The sequence below is a fragment of the Halomonas sp. KAO genome (assembly GCF_015595025.1).
Taxonomy (GTDB): Bacteria; Pseudomonadota; Gammaproteobacteria; order Pseudomonadales; family Halomonadaceae; genus Halomonas.
Genome location: NZ_JADNRL010000001.1, coordinates 20,741 through 37,338 on the forward strand (window position 1 = coordinate 20,741; position 16,598 = coordinate 37,338).

25 protein-coding genes are annotated in these 16,598 nt (G+C 67.1%); all 25 read right to left on the minus strand.

Annotated features, from left to right (window positions below; all coding sequences use genetic code 11):
- Positions 1-94 precede the first annotated feature (94 nt).
- Entirely contained in the window at positions 95-1,111 is a 1,017-nt protein-coding gene (locus IOC61_RS00120) for a contractile injection system protein, VgrG/Pvc8 family (protein WP_195686874.1), read from the minus strand.
- A complete protein-coding gene (locus IOC61_RS00125; protein ID WP_195686875.1) occupies positions 1,102-1,314 on the minus strand; it encodes a tail protein X in 213 nt (70 codons plus the stop codon). Before IOC61_RS00125 ends, IOC61_RS00120 begins: the two co-directional genes overlap by 10 nt.
- Positions 1,286-1,693 carry a phage tail protein gene (locus IOC61_RS00130; protein WP_195686876.1) on the minus strand — a complete coding sequence of 136 codons (408 nt, stop codon included), beginning with the start codon at positions 1,691-1,693 and terminating at the stop codon, positions 1,286-1,288. The genes IOC61_RS00125 and IOC61_RS00130 overlap by 29 nt, the downstream gene beginning before the upstream one ends.
- Position 1,694: 1 nt before the next feature.
- Entirely contained in the window at positions 1,695-4,715 is a 3,021-nt protein-coding gene (locus IOC61_RS00135) for a phage tail tape measure protein (protein WP_195686877.1), read from the minus strand.
- 125 nt (positions 4,716-4,840) lie between these two features.
- Complete coding sequence (locus IOC61_RS00140; protein WP_195686878.1) at positions 4,841-5,404, minus strand: phage tail assembly protein; 564 nt, start codon at positions 5,402-5,404, stop codon at positions 4,841-4,843.
- Between the two features lie 82 nt (positions 5,405-5,486).
- Positions 5,487-5,987: a phage major tail tube protein gene (locus tag IOC61_RS00145; protein ID WP_195686879.1), complete on the minus strand. Its 501-nt coding sequence runs from the start codon at positions 5,985-5,987 to the stop codon at positions 5,487-5,489.
- Positions 5,980-7,170 (minus strand): phage tail protein, encoded by a 1,191-nt coding sequence (locus IOC61_RS00150; RefSeq protein ID WP_195686880.1) that lies wholly within the window; start codon positions 7,168-7,170, stop codon positions 5,980-5,982. Before IOC61_RS00150 ends, IOC61_RS00145 begins: the two co-directional genes overlap by 8 nt.
- A gap of 3 nt (positions 7,171-7,173) precedes the next feature.
- Positions 7,174-7,362 (minus strand): hypothetical protein, encoded by a 189-nt coding sequence (locus IOC61_RS00155; protein WP_195686881.1) that lies wholly within the window; start codon positions 7,360-7,362, stop codon positions 7,174-7,176.
- Between the two features lie 60 nt (positions 7,363-7,422).
- Positions 7,423-7,728, minus strand: a complete 306-nt coding sequence (locus tag IOC61_RS00160; RefSeq protein ID WP_195686882.1) for a hypothetical protein — start codon at positions 7,726-7,728, stop codon at positions 7,423-7,425.
- Positions 7,725-8,027, minus strand: a complete 303-nt coding sequence (locus IOC61_RS00165; RefSeq protein ID WP_195686883.1) for a tail fiber assembly protein — start codon at positions 8,025-8,027, stop codon at positions 7,725-7,727. The genes IOC61_RS00160 and IOC61_RS00165 overlap by 4 nt, the downstream gene beginning before the upstream one ends.
- 12 nt (positions 8,028-8,039) lie before the next feature.
- The gene (locus tag IOC61_RS00170; protein ID WP_195686884.1) at positions 8,040-8,870 is read right to left on the minus strand and encodes a hypothetical protein; all 831 of its coding nucleotides are present in this window, start codon (positions 8,868-8,870) and stop codon (positions 8,040-8,042) included.
- Positions 8,871-8,875: 5 nt separating this feature from the next.
- Positions 8,876-9,541, minus strand: a complete 666-nt coding sequence (locus IOC61_RS00175) for a hypothetical protein (RefSeq protein ID WP_195686885.1) — start codon at positions 9,539-9,541, stop codon at positions 8,876-8,878.
- A gap of 3 nt (positions 9,542-9,544) precedes the next feature.
- On the minus strand, positions 9,545-9,853 hold the full coding sequence (locus IOC61_RS00180) for a hypothetical protein (protein ID WP_195686886.1): 309 nt from the start codon (positions 9,851-9,853) through the stop codon (positions 9,545-9,547).
- Complete coding sequence (locus IOC61_RS00185; protein ID WP_195686887.1) at positions 9,846-10,205, minus strand: DUF7264 domain-containing protein; 360 nt, start codon at positions 10,203-10,205, stop codon at positions 9,846-9,848. Before IOC61_RS00185 ends, IOC61_RS00180 begins: the two co-directional genes overlap by 8 nt.
- A gap of 9 nt (positions 10,206-10,214) precedes the next feature.
- The gene (locus IOC61_RS00190; protein WP_195686888.1) at positions 10,215-10,739 is read right to left on the minus strand and encodes a hypothetical protein; all 525 of its coding nucleotides are present in this window, start codon (positions 10,737-10,739) and stop codon (positions 10,215-10,217) included.
- Positions 10,736-11,668: a phage tail protein I gene (locus IOC61_RS00195; protein ID WP_195686889.1), complete on the minus strand. Its 933-nt coding sequence runs from the start codon at positions 11,666-11,668 to the stop codon at positions 10,736-10,738. The genes IOC61_RS00190 and IOC61_RS00195 overlap by 4 nt, the downstream gene beginning before the upstream one ends.
- The gene (locus tag IOC61_RS00200) at positions 11,665-12,657 is read right to left on the minus strand and encodes a baseplate J/gp47 family protein (protein WP_195686890.1); all 993 of its coding nucleotides are present in this window, start codon (positions 12,655-12,657) and stop codon (positions 11,665-11,667) included. Before IOC61_RS00200 ends, IOC61_RS00195 begins: the two co-directional genes overlap by 4 nt.
- Positions 12,657-12,995, minus strand: coding sequence for a phage baseplate protein (locus IOC61_RS00205; RefSeq protein ID WP_195686891.1), 339 nt, complete (start codon positions 12,993-12,995; stop codon positions 12,657-12,659). Before IOC61_RS00205 ends, IOC61_RS00200 begins: the two co-directional genes overlap by 1 nt.
- A 2-nt stretch (positions 12,996-12,997) precedes the next feature.
- Positions 12,998-13,288, minus strand: a complete 291-nt coding sequence (locus tag IOC61_RS00210) for a PAAR domain-containing protein (protein WP_195686892.1) — start codon at positions 13,286-13,288, stop codon at positions 12,998-13,000.
- A 12-nt stretch (positions 13,289-13,300) separates the two neighbouring features.
- Positions 13,301-13,852 carry a phage baseplate assembly protein V gene (locus tag IOC61_RS00215; RefSeq protein ID WP_195686893.1) on the minus strand — a complete coding sequence of 184 codons (552 nt, stop codon included), beginning with the start codon at positions 13,850-13,852 and terminating at the stop codon, positions 13,301-13,303.
- Positions 13,840-14,412, minus strand: coding sequence for a hypothetical protein (locus IOC61_RS00220; protein WP_195686894.1), 573 nt, complete (start codon positions 14,410-14,412; stop codon positions 13,840-13,842). Before IOC61_RS00220 ends, IOC61_RS00215 begins: the two co-directional genes overlap by 13 nt.
- On the minus strand, positions 14,393-14,923 hold the full coding sequence (locus IOC61_RS00225; protein ID WP_229332826.1) for a hypothetical protein: 531 nt from the start codon (positions 14,921-14,923) through the stop codon (positions 14,393-14,395). Before IOC61_RS00225 ends, IOC61_RS00220 begins: the two co-directional genes overlap by 20 nt.
- Positions 14,901-15,263 carry a hypothetical protein gene (locus tag IOC61_RS00230; RefSeq protein WP_195686895.1) on the minus strand — a complete coding sequence of 121 codons (363 nt, stop codon included), beginning with the start codon at positions 15,261-15,263 and terminating at the stop codon, positions 14,901-14,903. The genes IOC61_RS00225 and IOC61_RS00230 overlap by 23 nt, the downstream gene beginning before the upstream one ends.
- The gene (locus IOC61_RS00235) at positions 15,260-15,505 is read right to left on the minus strand and encodes a hypothetical protein (RefSeq protein ID WP_195686896.1); all 246 of its coding nucleotides are present in this window, start codon (positions 15,503-15,505) and stop codon (positions 15,260-15,262) included. The genes IOC61_RS00230 and IOC61_RS00235 overlap by 4 nt, the downstream gene beginning before the upstream one ends.
- Before the next feature lie 75 nt (positions 15,506-15,580).
- The coding region (locus tag IOC61_RS00240; RefSeq protein WP_195686897.1) for a phage major capsid protein at positions 15,581-16,598 on the minus strand (1,018 nt) is incomplete at its 5' end.

Here is a 16,598-nt window from a genome sequence, read left to right on the forward strand (position 1 = left end):
TGTACGGGCATGGGGGGCCATGGCTGGCCCACTCGGTGCACGCGAGTGTGTTAGCGCCCTGGTGGTGTGTCCGCACCGCCAGGGAGCCCTCCATCTACTCTTGGCCTTCCGGCCAGGTCGCTTCTATGCGGCAGCGATAGCCGCTCTTCTCGCCGCGCGCCGTCACCTTGTCGACCGACCAGGTGCCCCGCATGTGGCTCGGCCAGGTGTCGTCCAGGGTGATCAGCCCCTCGGCGACGAAGCGGGGGTCGCCGGGCGCGTCGATCGTGATCTTCGCCGCCTGCCGGTTCAGCTTGCGCTGCTCGCCCTGGGCGGCGGCCCGGGCTTCGTCCTCGCTCTGGTACTGCTGCCGCAGTGCTTTGAACGGCTTCTCTCCCGTTTCCACCGTCACCGTCGCGGCGGCTTCGTCGTCGTACCAGGTCGCCCGCACGCCGGCGAACTCCTGGCGGCCCGAGCGATCGACCGAGGCGGTCACGAAGCTGCCGGTGCCCGGGCGGTTGTCCTGCGGTACCGAGAGCGTGACCGGCGGCAGCGATTGCCCGCTGACGCTCTTCACCTGGCCACGCCTGGCCAGGACGTAGAGATCCTCCACCGGCTTGGTCACGGCGTCGTGGCGGGCCGCCACGCGCGTCAGAAAGCCCATGTCGGTCTCGTCGGCCTGGTCGACGTGCTCGATGGCCACGGCGTCGAGCTCGGCCGCGATGCGCGGCTCGAAGCCGTGCCGGCGTACCAGCTGGCGAAAGATCTCGCCCAGGGTGGTCGGCCCGTAGCTCGCCGAGCGGCGCTGGCGAAAGGCGCTCTCGTCCTGCGCCTCGAAGGGCGCGGCGGTGGCCACGATGTGCATGGCCATGGGGAAGAGCTGCGGGGTGGTGCGGGTCACGCGGAACGCGCCCTTGTCCCACAGTCCGGTCTCGGCGTAGCCCTCACGCCAGCGGATGCGCCCGCCGTCGCTGGGCAGGCCGTCCAGTCCCTCGGTGTCCACCACCAGGGTCAGCCGGTCGGATTCCAGGCCCGCCGCGTCGACCCGCTCCCAGCGGATCAGGCGGGAGTTGATCAAGCCCGCGTTGGCGCCGTCGGCCTCGACGAGGGGCGTGTATCCCATCAGTCCCATACGTTGGTCACCTTCGCCGGGGTGGGCGTCTCCTCGATCTCGGGCACGTAGACGGTCATGCCGGCCGGCAGGGTCGGCCCGTAGGCCGCCAGGCCCGGGTTCGCCTGCCACAGCGCTTCCTCGGCGGCGTCGTCATAGCGCCCGGTCTCCCGGTACAGAATGCCGTTGGCGGTATCACCCGCCCGGCTGCGGATCTTCCTCATCGATGTACTCCGTCAGCAGGATCTCCCACTTGATGACCATGGCCGTGCCGTCGTCGATGACCCGCTCCTGGTTCTCGCTCAGGTCGTCGAGCGTCCAGCGACCCCAGTTCACCCCGCGGCCATCGACCAGGGTCAGCGGCTCGCGTTTGCCCTGGAGCTCGCGCAGCTCGTCGAGCTTGTCCATGCCGTAGGCATAGAACGCCGTGCCGCGCAGGCGCACCGTCTCGGCGCCCTGGCCGGTGTTGTGCGCCCGCGGCTTGGCGTTGACGATGTCGATCCGCTGCCAGCCGCCGGACGACTTGCGCTCCAGCGTCTCGTAGGCGAACTCGCCCTGCTGGCTGAACACGAAGCCGCCCAGCGATAACTGCTGTCGCGCCATATCAGGCCCCTCCGTCGGTTAGCGATGCGTCCAGGCGAACATCCAGCCCGCCGCCCTGGAGCATCGGCATCAGCTCGGTGCGTAGCCGTTCCATCAGCCGGTCGAGCAGCGCCTCGTCACGGGCCGGGTCGCCGCTCGACTCGATCTTGATGTCGAACGACGGCGCGATCGTGCGGTTGTCGGTGTTCTCGGTGACCTCGCGGGCCGCCTCCTCGGGAGACGCCACCCGGTTGGCTGCGATCAGCGCTTCGGGCGAGATCTGCGCCGGCGGCTGCGGCCCTTGGCTGGCCGCCGCCACCTGGTGGGCAGAGACGAACGCCTCGGGCGCAATCTGCGGCGCCGGCGTTGCGCCGACATGGGCCGCCGCATTCACGGCTGCCGGATCCAGCGCCGCCCTGGGCTCTTCATCGTTGCCGGTCGCCCAGTTCCAGAAGCCGCCCGCCTTCTCGCCGATCCACTGACCGGCCTCGGATCCGGCGATCCCGCCGATCAGACCGCCCGCAGCGCCGCCCACGGCGGTACCGACGCCGGGCAGAATCATCGTGCCCAGCGCCGCGCCGGCACCGGCACCGGCCCAGGCGCCACCCAGGCCTCCGGCCATGCCGCCCACGGCACTGCCGACGCCCTCGGCATCACCCTCGCCAGCGGCGTGGGCTGCCTGGGCGGCACCGCCCAGCAGCATCAGCGGCACGGCGGCACGACCACCCCAGCGGGCCACACGGCTATTGCCTGCCCGGTTGGCCAGATCACCCACGCGGGATAGGCTGCCACGCCAGCCGCGCGCGGCATTGCCGGCAGCCGCCGGAGACGCTGCTGGTGTCGCTCCCGCCACCGGGGCAAAGGTCGATCCTTGCGAGGCGCCTCCTCGCTGGAACAGCCCGCCCATGCGCGCCCGCCACCCCTGCGTGGCTCTGGCGGGCGCAGGTGCAGACGTCGGCGGCGTCCCCGCGACCGGGGAAAAGGTCATGCCCGCCATGCGGGTGTTCGCTGCCGGCAGCGTAGCCCGGCGTGGCGCCCCGCCAGTTGCACGGCCCGCCGAGCGAGCCCGGCGACCGGCAGCGCCGGCAGCACCGCCACGGCCCAGCATGTTCATGGCCATGTTCAGCCGGCGCGTGGCGCCGTCTGCGGCGCGGGCCGTCTGCGCCTGGCGGGTGTTAAGGCTCGAGCGCGCCCGGGCCAGCCGGGCGTAGTTCGCGCCCTGACCCAGCATCAGCTTGCCGAACTGAAGCCCGAGCGCGGCCGTCTTGAGGGCGACAATGCCCGCCGCCCCGGCGGCGAGCACGCCCACCAGCCCCTGGTTTTCCTCGGCGAAGTCGGCCACCAGGTTGACGGCATCGGCGACCGGGTTGGCCACCGCCTCGAACGCCGGCAGCATGGCGGTACCGACGATCGCGGTCAGGCGACCGAAGGTCGACATCAGCCGGTTCCAGGTGGTGCGCGAGGTATCGGAGAGCCCGGCCGCCTCTTCTGCCATCGAGCCGACCAGGGCCTGGTCGTCGGCCACCAGGGCGAACGCCTGGCGTAGCGCGTCGGTGTTGGCCAGCAGGGGCATGAGCGCGCCCTTGCTCTCCTCCCCGAAGAGCTGCGACACCAGGGCCGAGGTCTGTTCGGGCGGCGCGGCCTGCAGCGCCTCGATCACCCGCAGCGTCGTGCCCACGGCATCGCTCTGCATCGAGCTGGCCAGGTCGACCGCATCGAAGCCCAACGACGCCAGGGCGTCCTTCTGCGTGCCGGTCGCTGCCTCGCCCTTGGTCAGCGCGCCGGTCATGTTCTTGAGTGCGGTCGCCGACACTTCCCGCGAGGCGCCGCCGTTGAGCAGCGCCGCCGACAGGGCGGCGGTCTGCAGCTCGGTGAAGCCAGACGACATCGCCACCGCACCCTGGCGACGCAGCACGTCGGCGATATCCCCCGACTGGGCGTTGAAGGTGTTGCCGAGCTCGTTGCTGGCATCGGCCAGCAGGTTGGCCCGCTCCTGGTTGAGCCCCATGCCGGCACGCCACGCCATCAGCGTGTCGCCGGCATCGTCGGCGGTCATGTCGAACGCCGCCGCCATGGTCGCGGCGGTGCGGGTGAACGGCATCACCTCCTCGTTGGCGATGCCGCCCTGAGCGGCCGAGGCCTGGATGCGAAACAGATCGACCGCGCTCAGCTGGGCCGCGGCGAACTGCCGTTCGGTGGACATGCGCAGGTTGGCCGAGGCCATCGCCTGGATCTGCTCGGGCGTGACGCCGTTGGCCACCTTGGCGTACTCGGCCGCAGCGGTCTCGACGTCCATCGCCTGATTGATCGGGCGCGACGCCAGATAGCCCAGCGCCGCCGTCTCCACTGCCCGGCCGCGCAGGTCGGCCCGGGCGTTACGGTTGGCATCGATGCGCCCCTGGGCGTCGCGCACCGCCTCCAGTCGGCCACGCTGACTCTGCAGGGCGCCGTTGGCGCTCTCGATGGAACGCTCGAGGCGCCGCTGCTCTTCGGCCAGGTTGTTAGTGTCGACGCCGGCGTCGGTCAGCGATCGGCCGACGCGGTCCAGCTCATTGCGGTGGCCACGCTCGGCGCTCTCCAGCGTCTTGACCTTGGCGACCGACTTGTCCCGCTGTGTCGTCAGCGATCTCTCGGCACGCTCGGCAGCATTCAGCTCCCGCTCCAGGCGGTTATGCTCGACACGCGCTGCTTTGACTTCTGCGGCACTGCTTTCGGTTGCCTCTTCGAGGCGCTGTAGCGTGACGCGAGCCGTATCGTACTGCGCTGCCAGCTCGCCGACACGATGCTCTGATTGCTCGACTTCGCGGCCCAGGCGCACCTGCTCAGCACGCGCGGCGGCCAGCTCGGTCTTTGTTGCATCTAGCCTTGTCTCTAGCCGCTGATAGCCGTCGATATCACGCGCCGCACGGTTGAGCGCGCGCAGTTCCTTCTGCTGGTCGCGCACCGCTTCGCGGACCTCATCGGAGGCGCCCTCGAAGTCGCGGAACGTGCTACTGAAGGCGTCCTGCGCGGCCAGGCGTATGGAGTATCTGGATTCAGCCATCGGCTACCCTCGCCGCTTGGGGTTGAGCCGCTGCAGCGCCAGGTCGTAGCGCCGCAGGGCCTTGTCAGGCTTCCACGTCAGGATCTCTGCCTCGCTGACGTGGTAGACCAGGGGGATCACGTCGGTCAGCGTGTCGATGTCACGCCGCGAAAGCAGTCCCCCGTGTCGGCCAAAAAACGGGTAATCCTCGCCTGGATCTGGTTCCAGTCCGGCAGCGAGAGCCGGCCCAGCTCGCTGCGCGAGAGCCCGGTGCAGTGAATGTTGATGAACCAGTTCTGGTCCTCGAGGTTGGGCTTCTTCTCCATCAGGATCGTCGCCTCGAGGCCCGGCACTTCGAGCGTCACCCGGTCGATCTGGCGACCGTCGTCGCCGGTGATCGGCACCAGGAGCTCGGGCGCGTCGGGGTCGGTGATCTCGCGGAACTCGTCGGCGCTCTTGCCGCTCATCTCGCGCAGCCACGCGGCCAGGCTGTTGAAGTCGGGGCGCTTGAGCTGCTTTATCGCCTTCTCGGGCAGCCCGGTGGACAGCGCAGCCATAGCCAGGAACTGCTGGGTGCCGTTGTCCAGCGGCACGATGTGTTCGTCATACTCGGCCTTGGTAACCGGGCGCAGCGGTAGCGAGTCGAGGTGCTTGCCATCGTGCTCGATTGGCCAGGTCAGGGTGATCGGTTCGGGCGTCCAGGTGGTCATGGGTCAGAATCCTTCAGGCAGGCAGAAAAAACGCCGCCCCGGCGCGTGGCAGGGGCGGCGCGTGTTGCGGTGGCGGACTGGGTTACACCTCGGCGGCGCGGCGGTGGGCCTCCATGAGGTCGCCCTGGCCGAGATCCACCTTCTGGGTGCGCACGTTGATGTCGTGAATCAGCGTGTCGCCCTCGGTGCGCTTGCTGGCGATCACCGCCAATTCGATGGTGCGCTGGGGGAACTCGCCCATCTTGACCGCCCGCGACTCCACCTTGTTAACCGTGCCGGTGATCTCGTGCTTCACCGAGACGGCCTCTCCGTCCTCGGTCTCCCACGATTCGCGGACGTAGAGCTCGACGTCTTCGCCGGCCTGCGGGCTGAGGTCGGCGAACAGCGCCGAGTCGGCGCCGTTGAGCACGATCGAAGAGGCCATGTTCTCCAGCCCGACCATCAGCTCGCGGGCGACGAAGCGCCCACCGCGTGACGCCTCCATGGTCTTCTCGATGTTGGTCGGGGTGAACTCCTCGATCTCCTCGAGGAGCGGGTACCCCTGCAGGGTTGCCGCCAGGATGCGGCGTGTACGTTCAGCCATTGAGCATGTTCTCCACGAAGGTGCCGATCAGGTCTTCCGAGGCGTTGAGCTGGTAGACCATGTGCTCGTTGGGCGAGTAGCGCGCGTAATTGAGCACGATGTACCAGGTGCCGTTGCGGTACTCGTCGACGGTGTTCAGGGTCGGGTGCAGGTAACACTCGAAGATGGGCAGCACGCCCTGGGCGACCAGGTTCTGGCCGAAGTTGTCGATCCGGCGAAGCTCCTGGCGCATGAACGCCATGTCGAGGTTCTTCGCCATGGCGCGCTGGGCCGTCTTGCACAGCTTGCGGGCGATCTCGTCGGCCAGGCCGGTGTGCGAGATGAACGACCCATCAAGGGCGCGGTTGCCGATCAGCGAGAAGCCGCCCAGCGAGGTGCGCGCGAAGTAGCTCACGCCGTAGCGGTTGAGCAAGTCGCCCTCGTGCGTCTTGTCCAGGATGTTGTAGTCGATATCGCGGCTCACGCCGTCGATGTACACGCCCTGGTTGCCCGGGCTCTCCCACGGCTTGACCGCAGCGAAGCAGCCCATGGCCATGGTGCTGGGCGGCACGAAGATCTGGCCCAGGGCGGCTTTCGAGTACACCTGGCACTGCTGATAGGCCATGTACACGGCCTCGTAGCCAAGGCCCTCGCCGCCCAGGGTGTCGCTGAAAGTGGTCACGCCATCGACGGAGTCGTCGGGCGCGTCCACCAGCACCCGCGCGCGGATCCGGCGGCCCATGCTGGCCAGTGCATCGATCACTTCCTTCTGGTGGCTGAAGCCCGGCGCCGCGATGACGTTAGGCACCTCGGCGGCGGTGGGCAACGCCGAGATGCCGGTCTTCTGCCCGCTGGTGGAATCGACGCCGCCGATGATCTTGGCGGTGGTCGCAGCCAGGTCGGGGTCGCCCTCGGCGGTGGTCTCTTCCTCGACGATCACCACGTACTGGACGCACTGCGCCTTCTTCAGCGTCTGCATCACCGCGTGGTAGAGCGTGCCGGCCTCGTCGCCGAGGGTGTCCAACAGCGCGGCGTCCTTCGGGTTGGCGATGCGGATCGGCACGTTCAGCGGCAGGCTGGCGTCGCGATCGGGCGCGGTACCCACCCAGCCGGGAATCGTGCCGGAGAGCGGCCCCATCGGCGCCGGCGGCTCGGTCGTATTGATCGAGATGCCATTGTGGTCAAAATTCGGGATCTCAGGCATCGGTTACTCGCCTTTCTTGGCGGCCGGGGTGGCCTTGGTGGATTTCACCGGCTCGAGGCGCCCTGCGCGCACGAGCTGGTCGGCTTCACAACGCAGGAGCTCGAGCTCCTGGTCTTTCTGCGTCCAGTGCCCGCCCCGATGGGGGAAGGGCACGCGCACGCGGTACTTGCGACGCTTCTGGCTCTCAGCCATGACGATCTCCAGGCATAAAAAAACCGCCGGGCGGCGGTGGGTGGGTTCGGGGTCAGGCGCCTACAGCGGCGGCAGGTAACGGCTGACGAGCCAGGCGGCCAGCAGGCAGACGACCAGGGGCGCGAGCAGGTCGAACACCGAGTCGCGCGTCCAGCCACGCCACAGACCTTCGTGCCAATGCACCGGCTTAGGCCCGCCCCACTTCCAGCCGCGCCAGATCGCCAGGCGATACTCGTGCTGGGCGATCTCCCGGCCCAGGAACACCGCACAGGCAACCGCGGCGGCCGCCCAAGGGCCGAACAGCGGCCAGAGAGCCAGCTGGATCACCAGGGCGACAATCGCGTGCTCGAGGTGTGTGCGGTTCATTGCGTCAGGATCTCCGGCTTAGCGGGCCACTCGACCGCGTCCGGCGAGGCGAAGCTCTCGGGAATGTCGCGCAGCGCCTGGCGGTAGGCCGTCACCTCTGCTTTCTGCGCTTCGGTTATGGGGTAGTCTGGCATGACCGAGTAGTCGCACTCGCGCAGCAGGCTGTCGCGCTTGTCGCGAATCAGCGCCCAGGCCTGATCGAGCAAGGCCTGTTGGACGACGTCGGCTGGGAGCGATGTATTTTCGCTGTCGACATTGAAGTGACTCGCCCCATTATGTTCGATTTTACCAATAATCATCGTGACCCCTTTTTAAACCAGTTCCAGGTTGGTTAGAAGGTTTCGCTTGTCAGCGTAATAATCAATCACATCTGACCACGCCAAGCCCCCCTCTAACGTTACGTTATAAACATCAAGTTTCATCGAATGGAACGTGCTATTCCTGTTGGCAACTAGCTTTGCCCCGTTGTTAGCGTTCTCAACGACACCGACACTTGTACTAGACAAGAACAAATCTCGCCCTGCATACCCACTATAAACCGAGATAAGAGGCGCATTCTTAAGAGAAATCTCAGATCGGTAGATAACGACAGAAATTGCGCTGTTTGTATAAGCGAAAAAAGACGTACCGCTGTAAATCTCGCCCAGGGACGAATCGAAAGATGTCGTCAGCTTGCAGAACCTGACAAGAATATTCCCAGTGCTAATGCCTGCCACATAACCAAGGAAGCGACCTTCTGACTCAACGTACTTTGGAGTGAATTTAATTTCCGGAAGCCCAACGCCTGTAGTGCTTCCCCATGCGTAGAATCCAATCATCCCGGTTTCTACGGTGAACCCAAAACCATTAACCTCATGAATCTGCCCAGACCGAAGATTGATAGAAATAGAAGAGCCGTTTACCGCTCTTTTTCCAACCTCCGAAATTGTCTTAATGGGATCTTGGCTAGTTCCTTCTGCATTGTCACTCCCATATTCAGCGTCTACATAAAAAACCTGTTTAGAGAGCGCGCGAATAGTTGATGGAACCGCATCTGTGGCTTCATCGACCTTCTGGTCGATCTCATTCATCTTGCTGTTGATCGTGCCGGTCAGGTTGTTCGACGCGGCTACGAGATCTGCAATCGTCTGCTCGAGACTCATGGGCGTTATGCTCCGGTAGTGCCATTGATCAGCGCAGCGCCGTCATTGAACGCCTGCGCGAGTTGGTTGAATCCACTAACTACCTCCGCTTCGAGGTCGGTGACGCTCTGCGCGGTGGCGTAGTGGCTGGGGAGTTGCCCGCCGAGCTTCGCGGCATCGGCGGCCTGGGCGCCGATCGCCAGGAAGCGGCCATCGGCAGTGGTCTTGTCGTAGACGTCGAGCTTGTTGGCCTTCTTACCAAGCTCCGTGGTCATCGTCGTCGCGAAATTGGGGTTATCCCCCAGCGCAGCGGCGATCTCATTGAGCGTGTCGAGCGCGTCGGGCGCGGCGCCGATTACCGCCTGAATCCGCGCGTCGACCTCTTCAGTCGTCAGGGTATCGGCGGCGTCGGCCTTGTCGGCCAGTGCCGGCACGCTGACCGTCAGGGTGACGTTGGCGCCGCCGTCGAAGGTCACCGATCCGGTGGCGTCGCCGCCCAGGGCAAACGTCCGCGCCGTCTGCAGCTTCGAGGCCGTGGCGGCGTTGCCGCCGATCGTGTTCGCGGGGCTGTCGAGGTAGGCGCGCGAATACACGTCAGCGCTGTTGGCCTTGTTGCGCAGCTTGCCGTCGACGACCCCCATGAAGTTGTTCACCGCGTCGATCAGCGCGGTGATGGGGTTGGTCAGTGCCATCGGTTACTCCTGGGCCGAGATCACGCCCGTGTGGTAGGTAAATGCGTCCCGCAGCTGGGTGGTCAGCGACGCCAGGTCGGTGGCGGTGTCTTCCGCAAGGGCCATGGCTTCGTCGGCTGCCGCTTCGGCGGCGGCGGCCCGGTCAAGCACACGCTCGGCCACGGTACCCACCGGACCCTGCACGCCCATGCTGATCACCTGGATATGCGGCGACAGCGTCTGGCGCACCTCCACGACCTGGTCGCCCTGGATGACGGTAACGATCCGCTGCACCGGAGAGGTGACGACGATGCGGCCCTGGGCGTCAGCCATCGATCACCCCCTGGATCAACTCCACCTGGCCGCGCAGCAGGCTGTAGACGTCCCCGCTGGGGAAGGTCACGCGCAGCTCATAGCGCGCGCCCTGCCAGGCGCTGGAGTAGCTGCCGGCGGTCTTTTCCGGCGCGATGCGCACCGCCAGGTGCCCGGTCGGTCCATCGAGGGTGATGCCGCCGTTCTCGGTGGTACAGTCGACCAGCCGCCGCCGGGAACTGGCCGGGGTGATGGCGAACTGCGCGGTGCAGCCGGTGATGTCCACCGGGGTGCGGGCCTCGTCGTTGCTGGTCCAGGTGGTCTCGAAGCCGTAGGTGGTGCCCTCGGTGATCGTCAGCGTCGGTGCGCTCATCGCGACCTCCTATCGGGCTTTTTCGAGATCCATCACGCGAAACAGCATGTCGACGTGGCGGGCCATGTTGCCGATCGTCGCCGCCGAGATATCCGCCAGTTCATCGGCCAGCAGCAGATTGACGTTCTCGACGCCGACGACGACGGTCACGCTGTCGGTCGGCAGCGGCGAGAGGTCCAGCGTGAAGCGCTGCAGCCAGTGCGAGCTGGGCGACTTGTAGGTCAGCGTCGTGCCCGGCGAGGAGTAGACGGCCAGCAGGGTGCCGCTCTCCAGGAAGAAGCCAACCTCGCCGACCTCGTACTCGAGATCGCCATCGAAGCGCGCCGCGATGCGCAGCTCGCGCGAACTCATGTCCTCGTAGTCAGCGATCGCCACGCGCTGCCGCTCGTCGCGCAGCGCGGTCTGTAGCGACGAGGGCGTGTACTTCTGGGTGCCCGCGGCGACGTGGGTGATCTTGCCCTGTATGCCTTGGCCCTTCGCCGAGATTAGCTCGTCGAGGCCGACATTGGTGTACTGCAGAATGCCATCGCTCATGTTTGTGCCCTGGGGTAGTGGTCAGTGATTAACGTCCAGTAAGCGGCCCCGGCAAGCCGGAAGCCCGGGAAGGTCAGGTCGATAAAGGGATCCGGCGCGCGGCCCGCGCCGCGCAAATCCAGCGCAGCGGTCAGCGGCGCGGTGACGCCCAGCGGGGACAGCGTGCCCAGCACTTCGGGCGTCTCCTGGATGCGCGCCGAAGGGCGACCGTCGGCGTAGACTGTCGCCCCGCCAAGGGTGCCCACCGGGCCGAGCCGGCCGTATACGTCGGGACTGGCCTTGATTCGCCCGGTGCGCCGGTCGTCGAGCGTGACCGTCGCCGGCCCCGCGGCCCCTCGCGGGGCCAGGCCCGTCGAGATGGGCGGCGGGTCGAAGGTCTGCCCTTCGGGCGAATCGTCCCGATAGCTGACCGTCGGCTCGAGCACCGCTCGCACCTCGAAGCCCATCTCGAGGTTCAGGGCCAGCGTCAGGGTCAGCGCGTCGCGCTCGCTCTTGGCATACGCCAGGTTGCGCTCCATCTGCTCGAGCACCGAGGCATCGATCGTCGTTCCTTGGCGCTTCCAGGCCAGCACCTCGACGCTGTACGGCGCGGTGTAGTAGGCCTTGGGGTCGTACCAGGCGAGCACCTCGGCGTCGTAGTCCAGCTCGTCGACGGCCAGCCGAAGCCCTTCACGCGTCCCGGCCAGCCGGCGGATCGGCCAGACGTTCTGCACCGTGCGGCGCTTGAGCGTCTCGGATGCATCGCCCTCCCACTCGACGACGCCACGGTCCTGCGCCAAGTAGGGCAGCGCGCTGACAGGGGTGCGGGTCGGGTCAAGCAGCTCCGGAAACGGCGGGTCGACCTCTTCCAGCAGCTCGGCGAAGGCGCGCTCGAAAGCGCGCTCCAGAGCGCTGGCGTTGGTTGGCAGCAGGCTGTAGCGCTCACTCATAGCCGACGCACCTCGATGTCGATGCCGGTGCAGTACGGCGCGCTGAAGTCATCGGCCACCAGGGCGTCAGCAGGCGTCGCGATATCGACCCGCACCGCGCCCGCGTTGTGCATGGCCGCTGCCAGCATGGTGGTCTCGATGTGCCCACCCAGCCGGTGCTGCTCGTCGGCGTAGGCCTGTACGTTGGCCACCGCGTTGGCATGGGCGACGGCGATATCCGGCCCGCGGTTGATCCACATCACCGCCTGGCAGGACCAGGGCAGGATCTCGGCACCGCTCACGGTGACGTCGTCAGTGACCGGCGCCACGTCATCGCGCGCGAAGTAGTTCTCGACCTCGGCCAGCAGCTCAGCGCTGGGCGCGCCGTTCCCCTCGCGCGACAGCACGGCGACCGTGACCGCGCCGGGGGCGGTGCGCTTGCCCAGGGCATCCTTGACCCAGCTGGCCGCACTGCCGCTGGGCAGGCGATGCGTCACCACCACCACCCCTTCCTCCGGCGTATCGACGGTGATCTCGGGGCGGTTGCCGAGCGTCAGGGCGTGATAGCGATACGCCAGCTGCGGGCCGGCGTTGCTGAAGGAGTACGGCGCGAGGAAGTAGCGCAGCCGCAGGGACTCGTCGTCCTCCATCTCGGGCGGTACCGGGGGGAAGGCGTCGGGATCGCCTTCGTCCACCGTCTGACGCTTCAGTCCCAGGTCGGCGACCTTGGCGTCGAGGTTCGAGTCTTTCGCCCACCAGGCGAGCATCTGCTGGATCTGCTCGTTGTAGTGGCGCGTCTGGGTCTGCAGGATCACCGTCGCCGCCTCGAGCAGCTTGGTGGCCACCTCGGCTTCGTTGGCCAGCGCCGCCTCGACTTCGGCGGCGAGCGCCGGATCCTCCGCGGCGATGGCGTCGACCACCGTCAGCTTGAAGCGCTCCAGGAGGTCTTCGAACGGTGGCGTTTCGACGATCGCCGGGGCGGCGAGTCGGTTCTGGCCAGGAATCAGCATCAGGTCTGTACCTCGAATTGCACGCGCTCGTGACGCCAGACGCCGCGAAACTTGAGCAGGATGCCCGGCCCATCGGGGCGCCGGGCGGCCACACAGCTCTCGACGCGAAAGTCGCCGAGGCCGTTGGCCGGGTTGTAGAAGGCGTCGATGGCGTGCGCCTGGGCGGTCAACAGCAGCGCGTCGCTCATGTTCTTACCGAGGGTCTCGGGCACCCTAGAGCCGAAGCGGCGCCGGTGCTCACGCGCGCCCAGCGGGGTGGTCATCACCTGGGTCACCCGCGAAACGAATTGATCCCAGGCGCCAATGGTGCGCCCGGTGCGTCGATCCATGCCGATCATGGTCAGCCCCCCGCGAAGACGTTGCCGCTGCCGCTGGCCACCGACGACCCGCAGGCGACCGGGTCACCGATGCGCCCCAACGGCTTGCCGTTGGCGAACACGCTGCCGGATCCGCTGGCCAGGCTGCTCGCATGGCAGCTCGGGGTGGGGTTGCAGTGCGTGGCCCAGCCATCGCCTTGCCGATGCACGGCGATGCCGTTGGCGTAGACGTCCCCGCTGCCGCCGGTACTGGCCCGCGGGGGAAAAGCACCGTGGCCGGTGCAGCTATCTCCGAGTCGAGTGACTGCCGGCATGGTGCTCTCCTATCAGTTGAGGTCGATGCGTTGACCGTTCACGCGGACGCCGCCGCCGTCGATCAGCAGGGTGCTGCCGTTGCTCGACAGCAGAATCTGGTCGCGGTCGGCGACGATCATGGTCGCGCCGAGATCCCAGGTCATGCGGTGCTCGGCGTGGTCGTAGCTGAAGCGTGTGCCGTCGGGGTATTCCCGGCCGTGCACGTCCAGGCTGTCCCAGGGCGCGGGGTGGGCACCGCTGAACAGCCCGCACAGCGCGGCGACCTGGGCGCCGTCGTCACCGCCGCCATAATTGAGCAGCAGGCACTGCTCGCCGAGAGTCGGCGGATCCCACTCGCGGGTGGTGCCGGCGCGCAGCGTCAGCCACTTGATCCAGGGCGTTTCGTTATCGCCGTGCTTGACCTTGCAGCGCGGCGGCTTGGCCTGCACCGCCGAGATCACGCCGATGCGCCCCTGGTTGCGCAGGCGGCGCTGGGCGTCGTCGGCGCCTGACTGCGCCTCGGCCATGCGCTCCTGGAAAGGACCGAGCTGGTCGGCGATCAGCTGCTCGATCAAAGCTCGCATGAGGCTGGCCTGTAGTCGTCGGGGTTGTCGATGTCGCGCGGGTCGTCAGGATCGTTGGCGTTCCAGACGATCATCGGCATGCCGGGCTCGCCCAGCGGGGTGGCCTCGGGATCGGCCAACGGCTCGCCGACATAGATCACCTGCTCGAACGACACGCCCCAGGCCTCGTAACCGTTGCGACCGTCCTGGAACATCGAGGGCGCCGAGCTGACGTTCTCCGGCGAGCCGATCGCCAGGTGGCTGAATCCCCAGCGGTGGTCGCGCTTGGAAACGACGATGCGCTGCAGGGCATTGGTCAGGTTGACGGCTTCCAGGGGCGCGCGGCGGCGCTGCTTGGCGACCACCCCATGCAGGGTGATCCGGTACCGGCTGCCCGGGCGGCCGTCGTTGGAATGCGACGCCGGTGCCGACTGCTCGAACTCGATCAGCACCATAGCGTCGCCCACCACGTCGTTGAACTCGTCGTAGTTGCCTACGGTGATGCCGGCGATGCGAGCCATCAGGGTGTCGGCGATGCCGTCGAACACCTCCGACGGCTGTTCAATCACGGCTAAGGACATAGCGGGCCTCTTGCTCGAAGATCTCGGCGAAGCGCGCCGTGGCACGGCGCTCCCAGCGCTGGATGACCGGCTGGGCGACCTCTTGCCAGTCCTCGGTGACTTTCTCGATCGGTAGCCGCTCGCGGCCCTTGCGCCGCCACACCATGGGTGAGCGGCTCTTCATCGGGTCGACGAACGCATTCCGGTAGTCGTGGCGACCCACGCTGACGCCGGTTGGCGTCTGGCGGGGGTTGCCCAGGTAGTGCACGGACAGCGGCGCGAGGCCGATCCACAGCTTGGTCTCGCGCTGACCGCGCACCGGGTAGACCTTGAAGCGGATCCGGATCGGGCGCTGGATGATGCTCAGCTCGCGGCCGATCTCCCGCGCCGAGTGCGTGCGCAGCCACTTGGCGGTCTTCGTCAGCGCACGATCGGCGGCGCGGTCGAGCTCCTGGCGCGCTGCGCTCAGGATGTCCGGCGCGCGGGCCAGGGCCTCGCTCATGTCGATATCAAGGGCGAAGCCAGCTGCCATGGGTGTCGCTCCTCTCTTGCCAGGGCGTCAGCAGCAGGTCGGTACGCAGCCTGCCGAGCGAGATCACGTCGCCGATGGCGTAGGCGACGCCCTCGACGACCACCCGCGTCTCCCGCCAGGCGTCCGGCAGGTCGCGCGTGGCGATCTGCAATGGCTTCTCGTCCGGTTCGCCGCGCAGTCCCGCGCCGTTGGTGTAGGCCCGACGCAAGGTCTCGCGGCCATGCGGCTTGCTCCACATGCCACCCACCGTGACCGGGCGCTGGTCAGGAACGTGCAACTCGACCAGGACACCCAGCTCGTCGGGATCGAAGAAGCTGTCCCAGTCGTCGTCGCCGATCATGACTTAGCTGGCTCGCTCTTCTTCGCGGTGCTGGCCGGGGCTTTCTTGCCGTCGTCGGCCGGCTTCTCGTCCTCGACCTCTTGCTCGTCCTCGGTCGGATAGTGGGCCTGGCCGGCCGCGACGAGCTGTTTCGCGGTGTTCTTGGTGCATTTGAACGGTGCGCCCTTCTTCACGGTTTTACCGCCGGCGCGGAAGTCGTCGTCGGCGATGATCTCGACGAACTCAATCTCTTGCTGTGCCATGAGGGTGTTCCTATGGAGTGGAGAAAAAGGAGGGGCCGAAGCCCCTCAAAACGCCTGCCCGCTAGTCAGGAAGGGTTACGCCGCAGCGGCGCGGGTACCGACCGCGAAGGACTCGGGACGGCGCACGTTGGCGTCGACGTCCTGGAACACGCGAACCACCAGGCCGTCGCTGGCCGCCTGGGCGTAGGGGTCGGGCTTGAGATCCAGCACGCCCCACATACCGATCAGCACTTGGCTGAAGTCGCCGAACAGCCAGTCGTCGCCGGTCATCTGGTTGGTGGCCACGGCGTTATAACCATTGACCTCGTTTTCCTTGGTCCAGATGCGCTCGCCGGTGCCGTCGAAGACCTGCTTGGTCTTCGCCGCGCCGCGCTGGCCCACGCTGGTCAGATAGGCCAGGGAGCCGATGTCGGCGTTGTAGGTGGAGATCTTGGTCTCCAGCGCGACAGCCGACGCCCAGTCGAAGCCTGCGTTGGGGTATTCAACCGCGCCCAGGCCGGTCTGGTTGAGCAGACCCAGCGGCTGGTTGTTCGCGCCGGTGCCGTGCAGCATCGCGTGGTCGATCGACACACCGATGCCGTCCATCAGGTCGGCGATGATTAGCGCCTCGGTCGACATGCTGGCCTGCTTGCGCAGCTTGCGGGTGACCGGGATCGCGCCGGCGATGGTCTTCGGCTTCAGGCTCAGGGTGGAGAGGTCGAAGTCGCTGTTGGCGACGTCCTCGCCCTCGGCCAGCCAGTAGAAGTTGCCCTTGCCGACTTTCTTCGGCAGGTCGACGTCGCCCTCGAGGCCGGAGAGCATCCGCGCGCCAAGACGAGCGATCACGGTGCGGTTGCGCAGGATGTCGATGAACTGGTCGACGCGCAGGTCGGTGGCCACCAGCTCGCCGCCCTTGCCGGGGGTGCCGACATCGAGGCCGCGGCTCAGCATCGGGTGATGCGAGAGCGAGCGCATCAGCATGTCGTGGGGCACGTAGAAGCCGCGGGCTTCCTTGCCGACCTTGTCGGCCACGGCGATCGACAGCTCGCGCTCGAAGCCGGCGTCCTTCCAGTCGCCGGTGACGGCCGCATTCAGGGCACGCATCAGCGAGTAT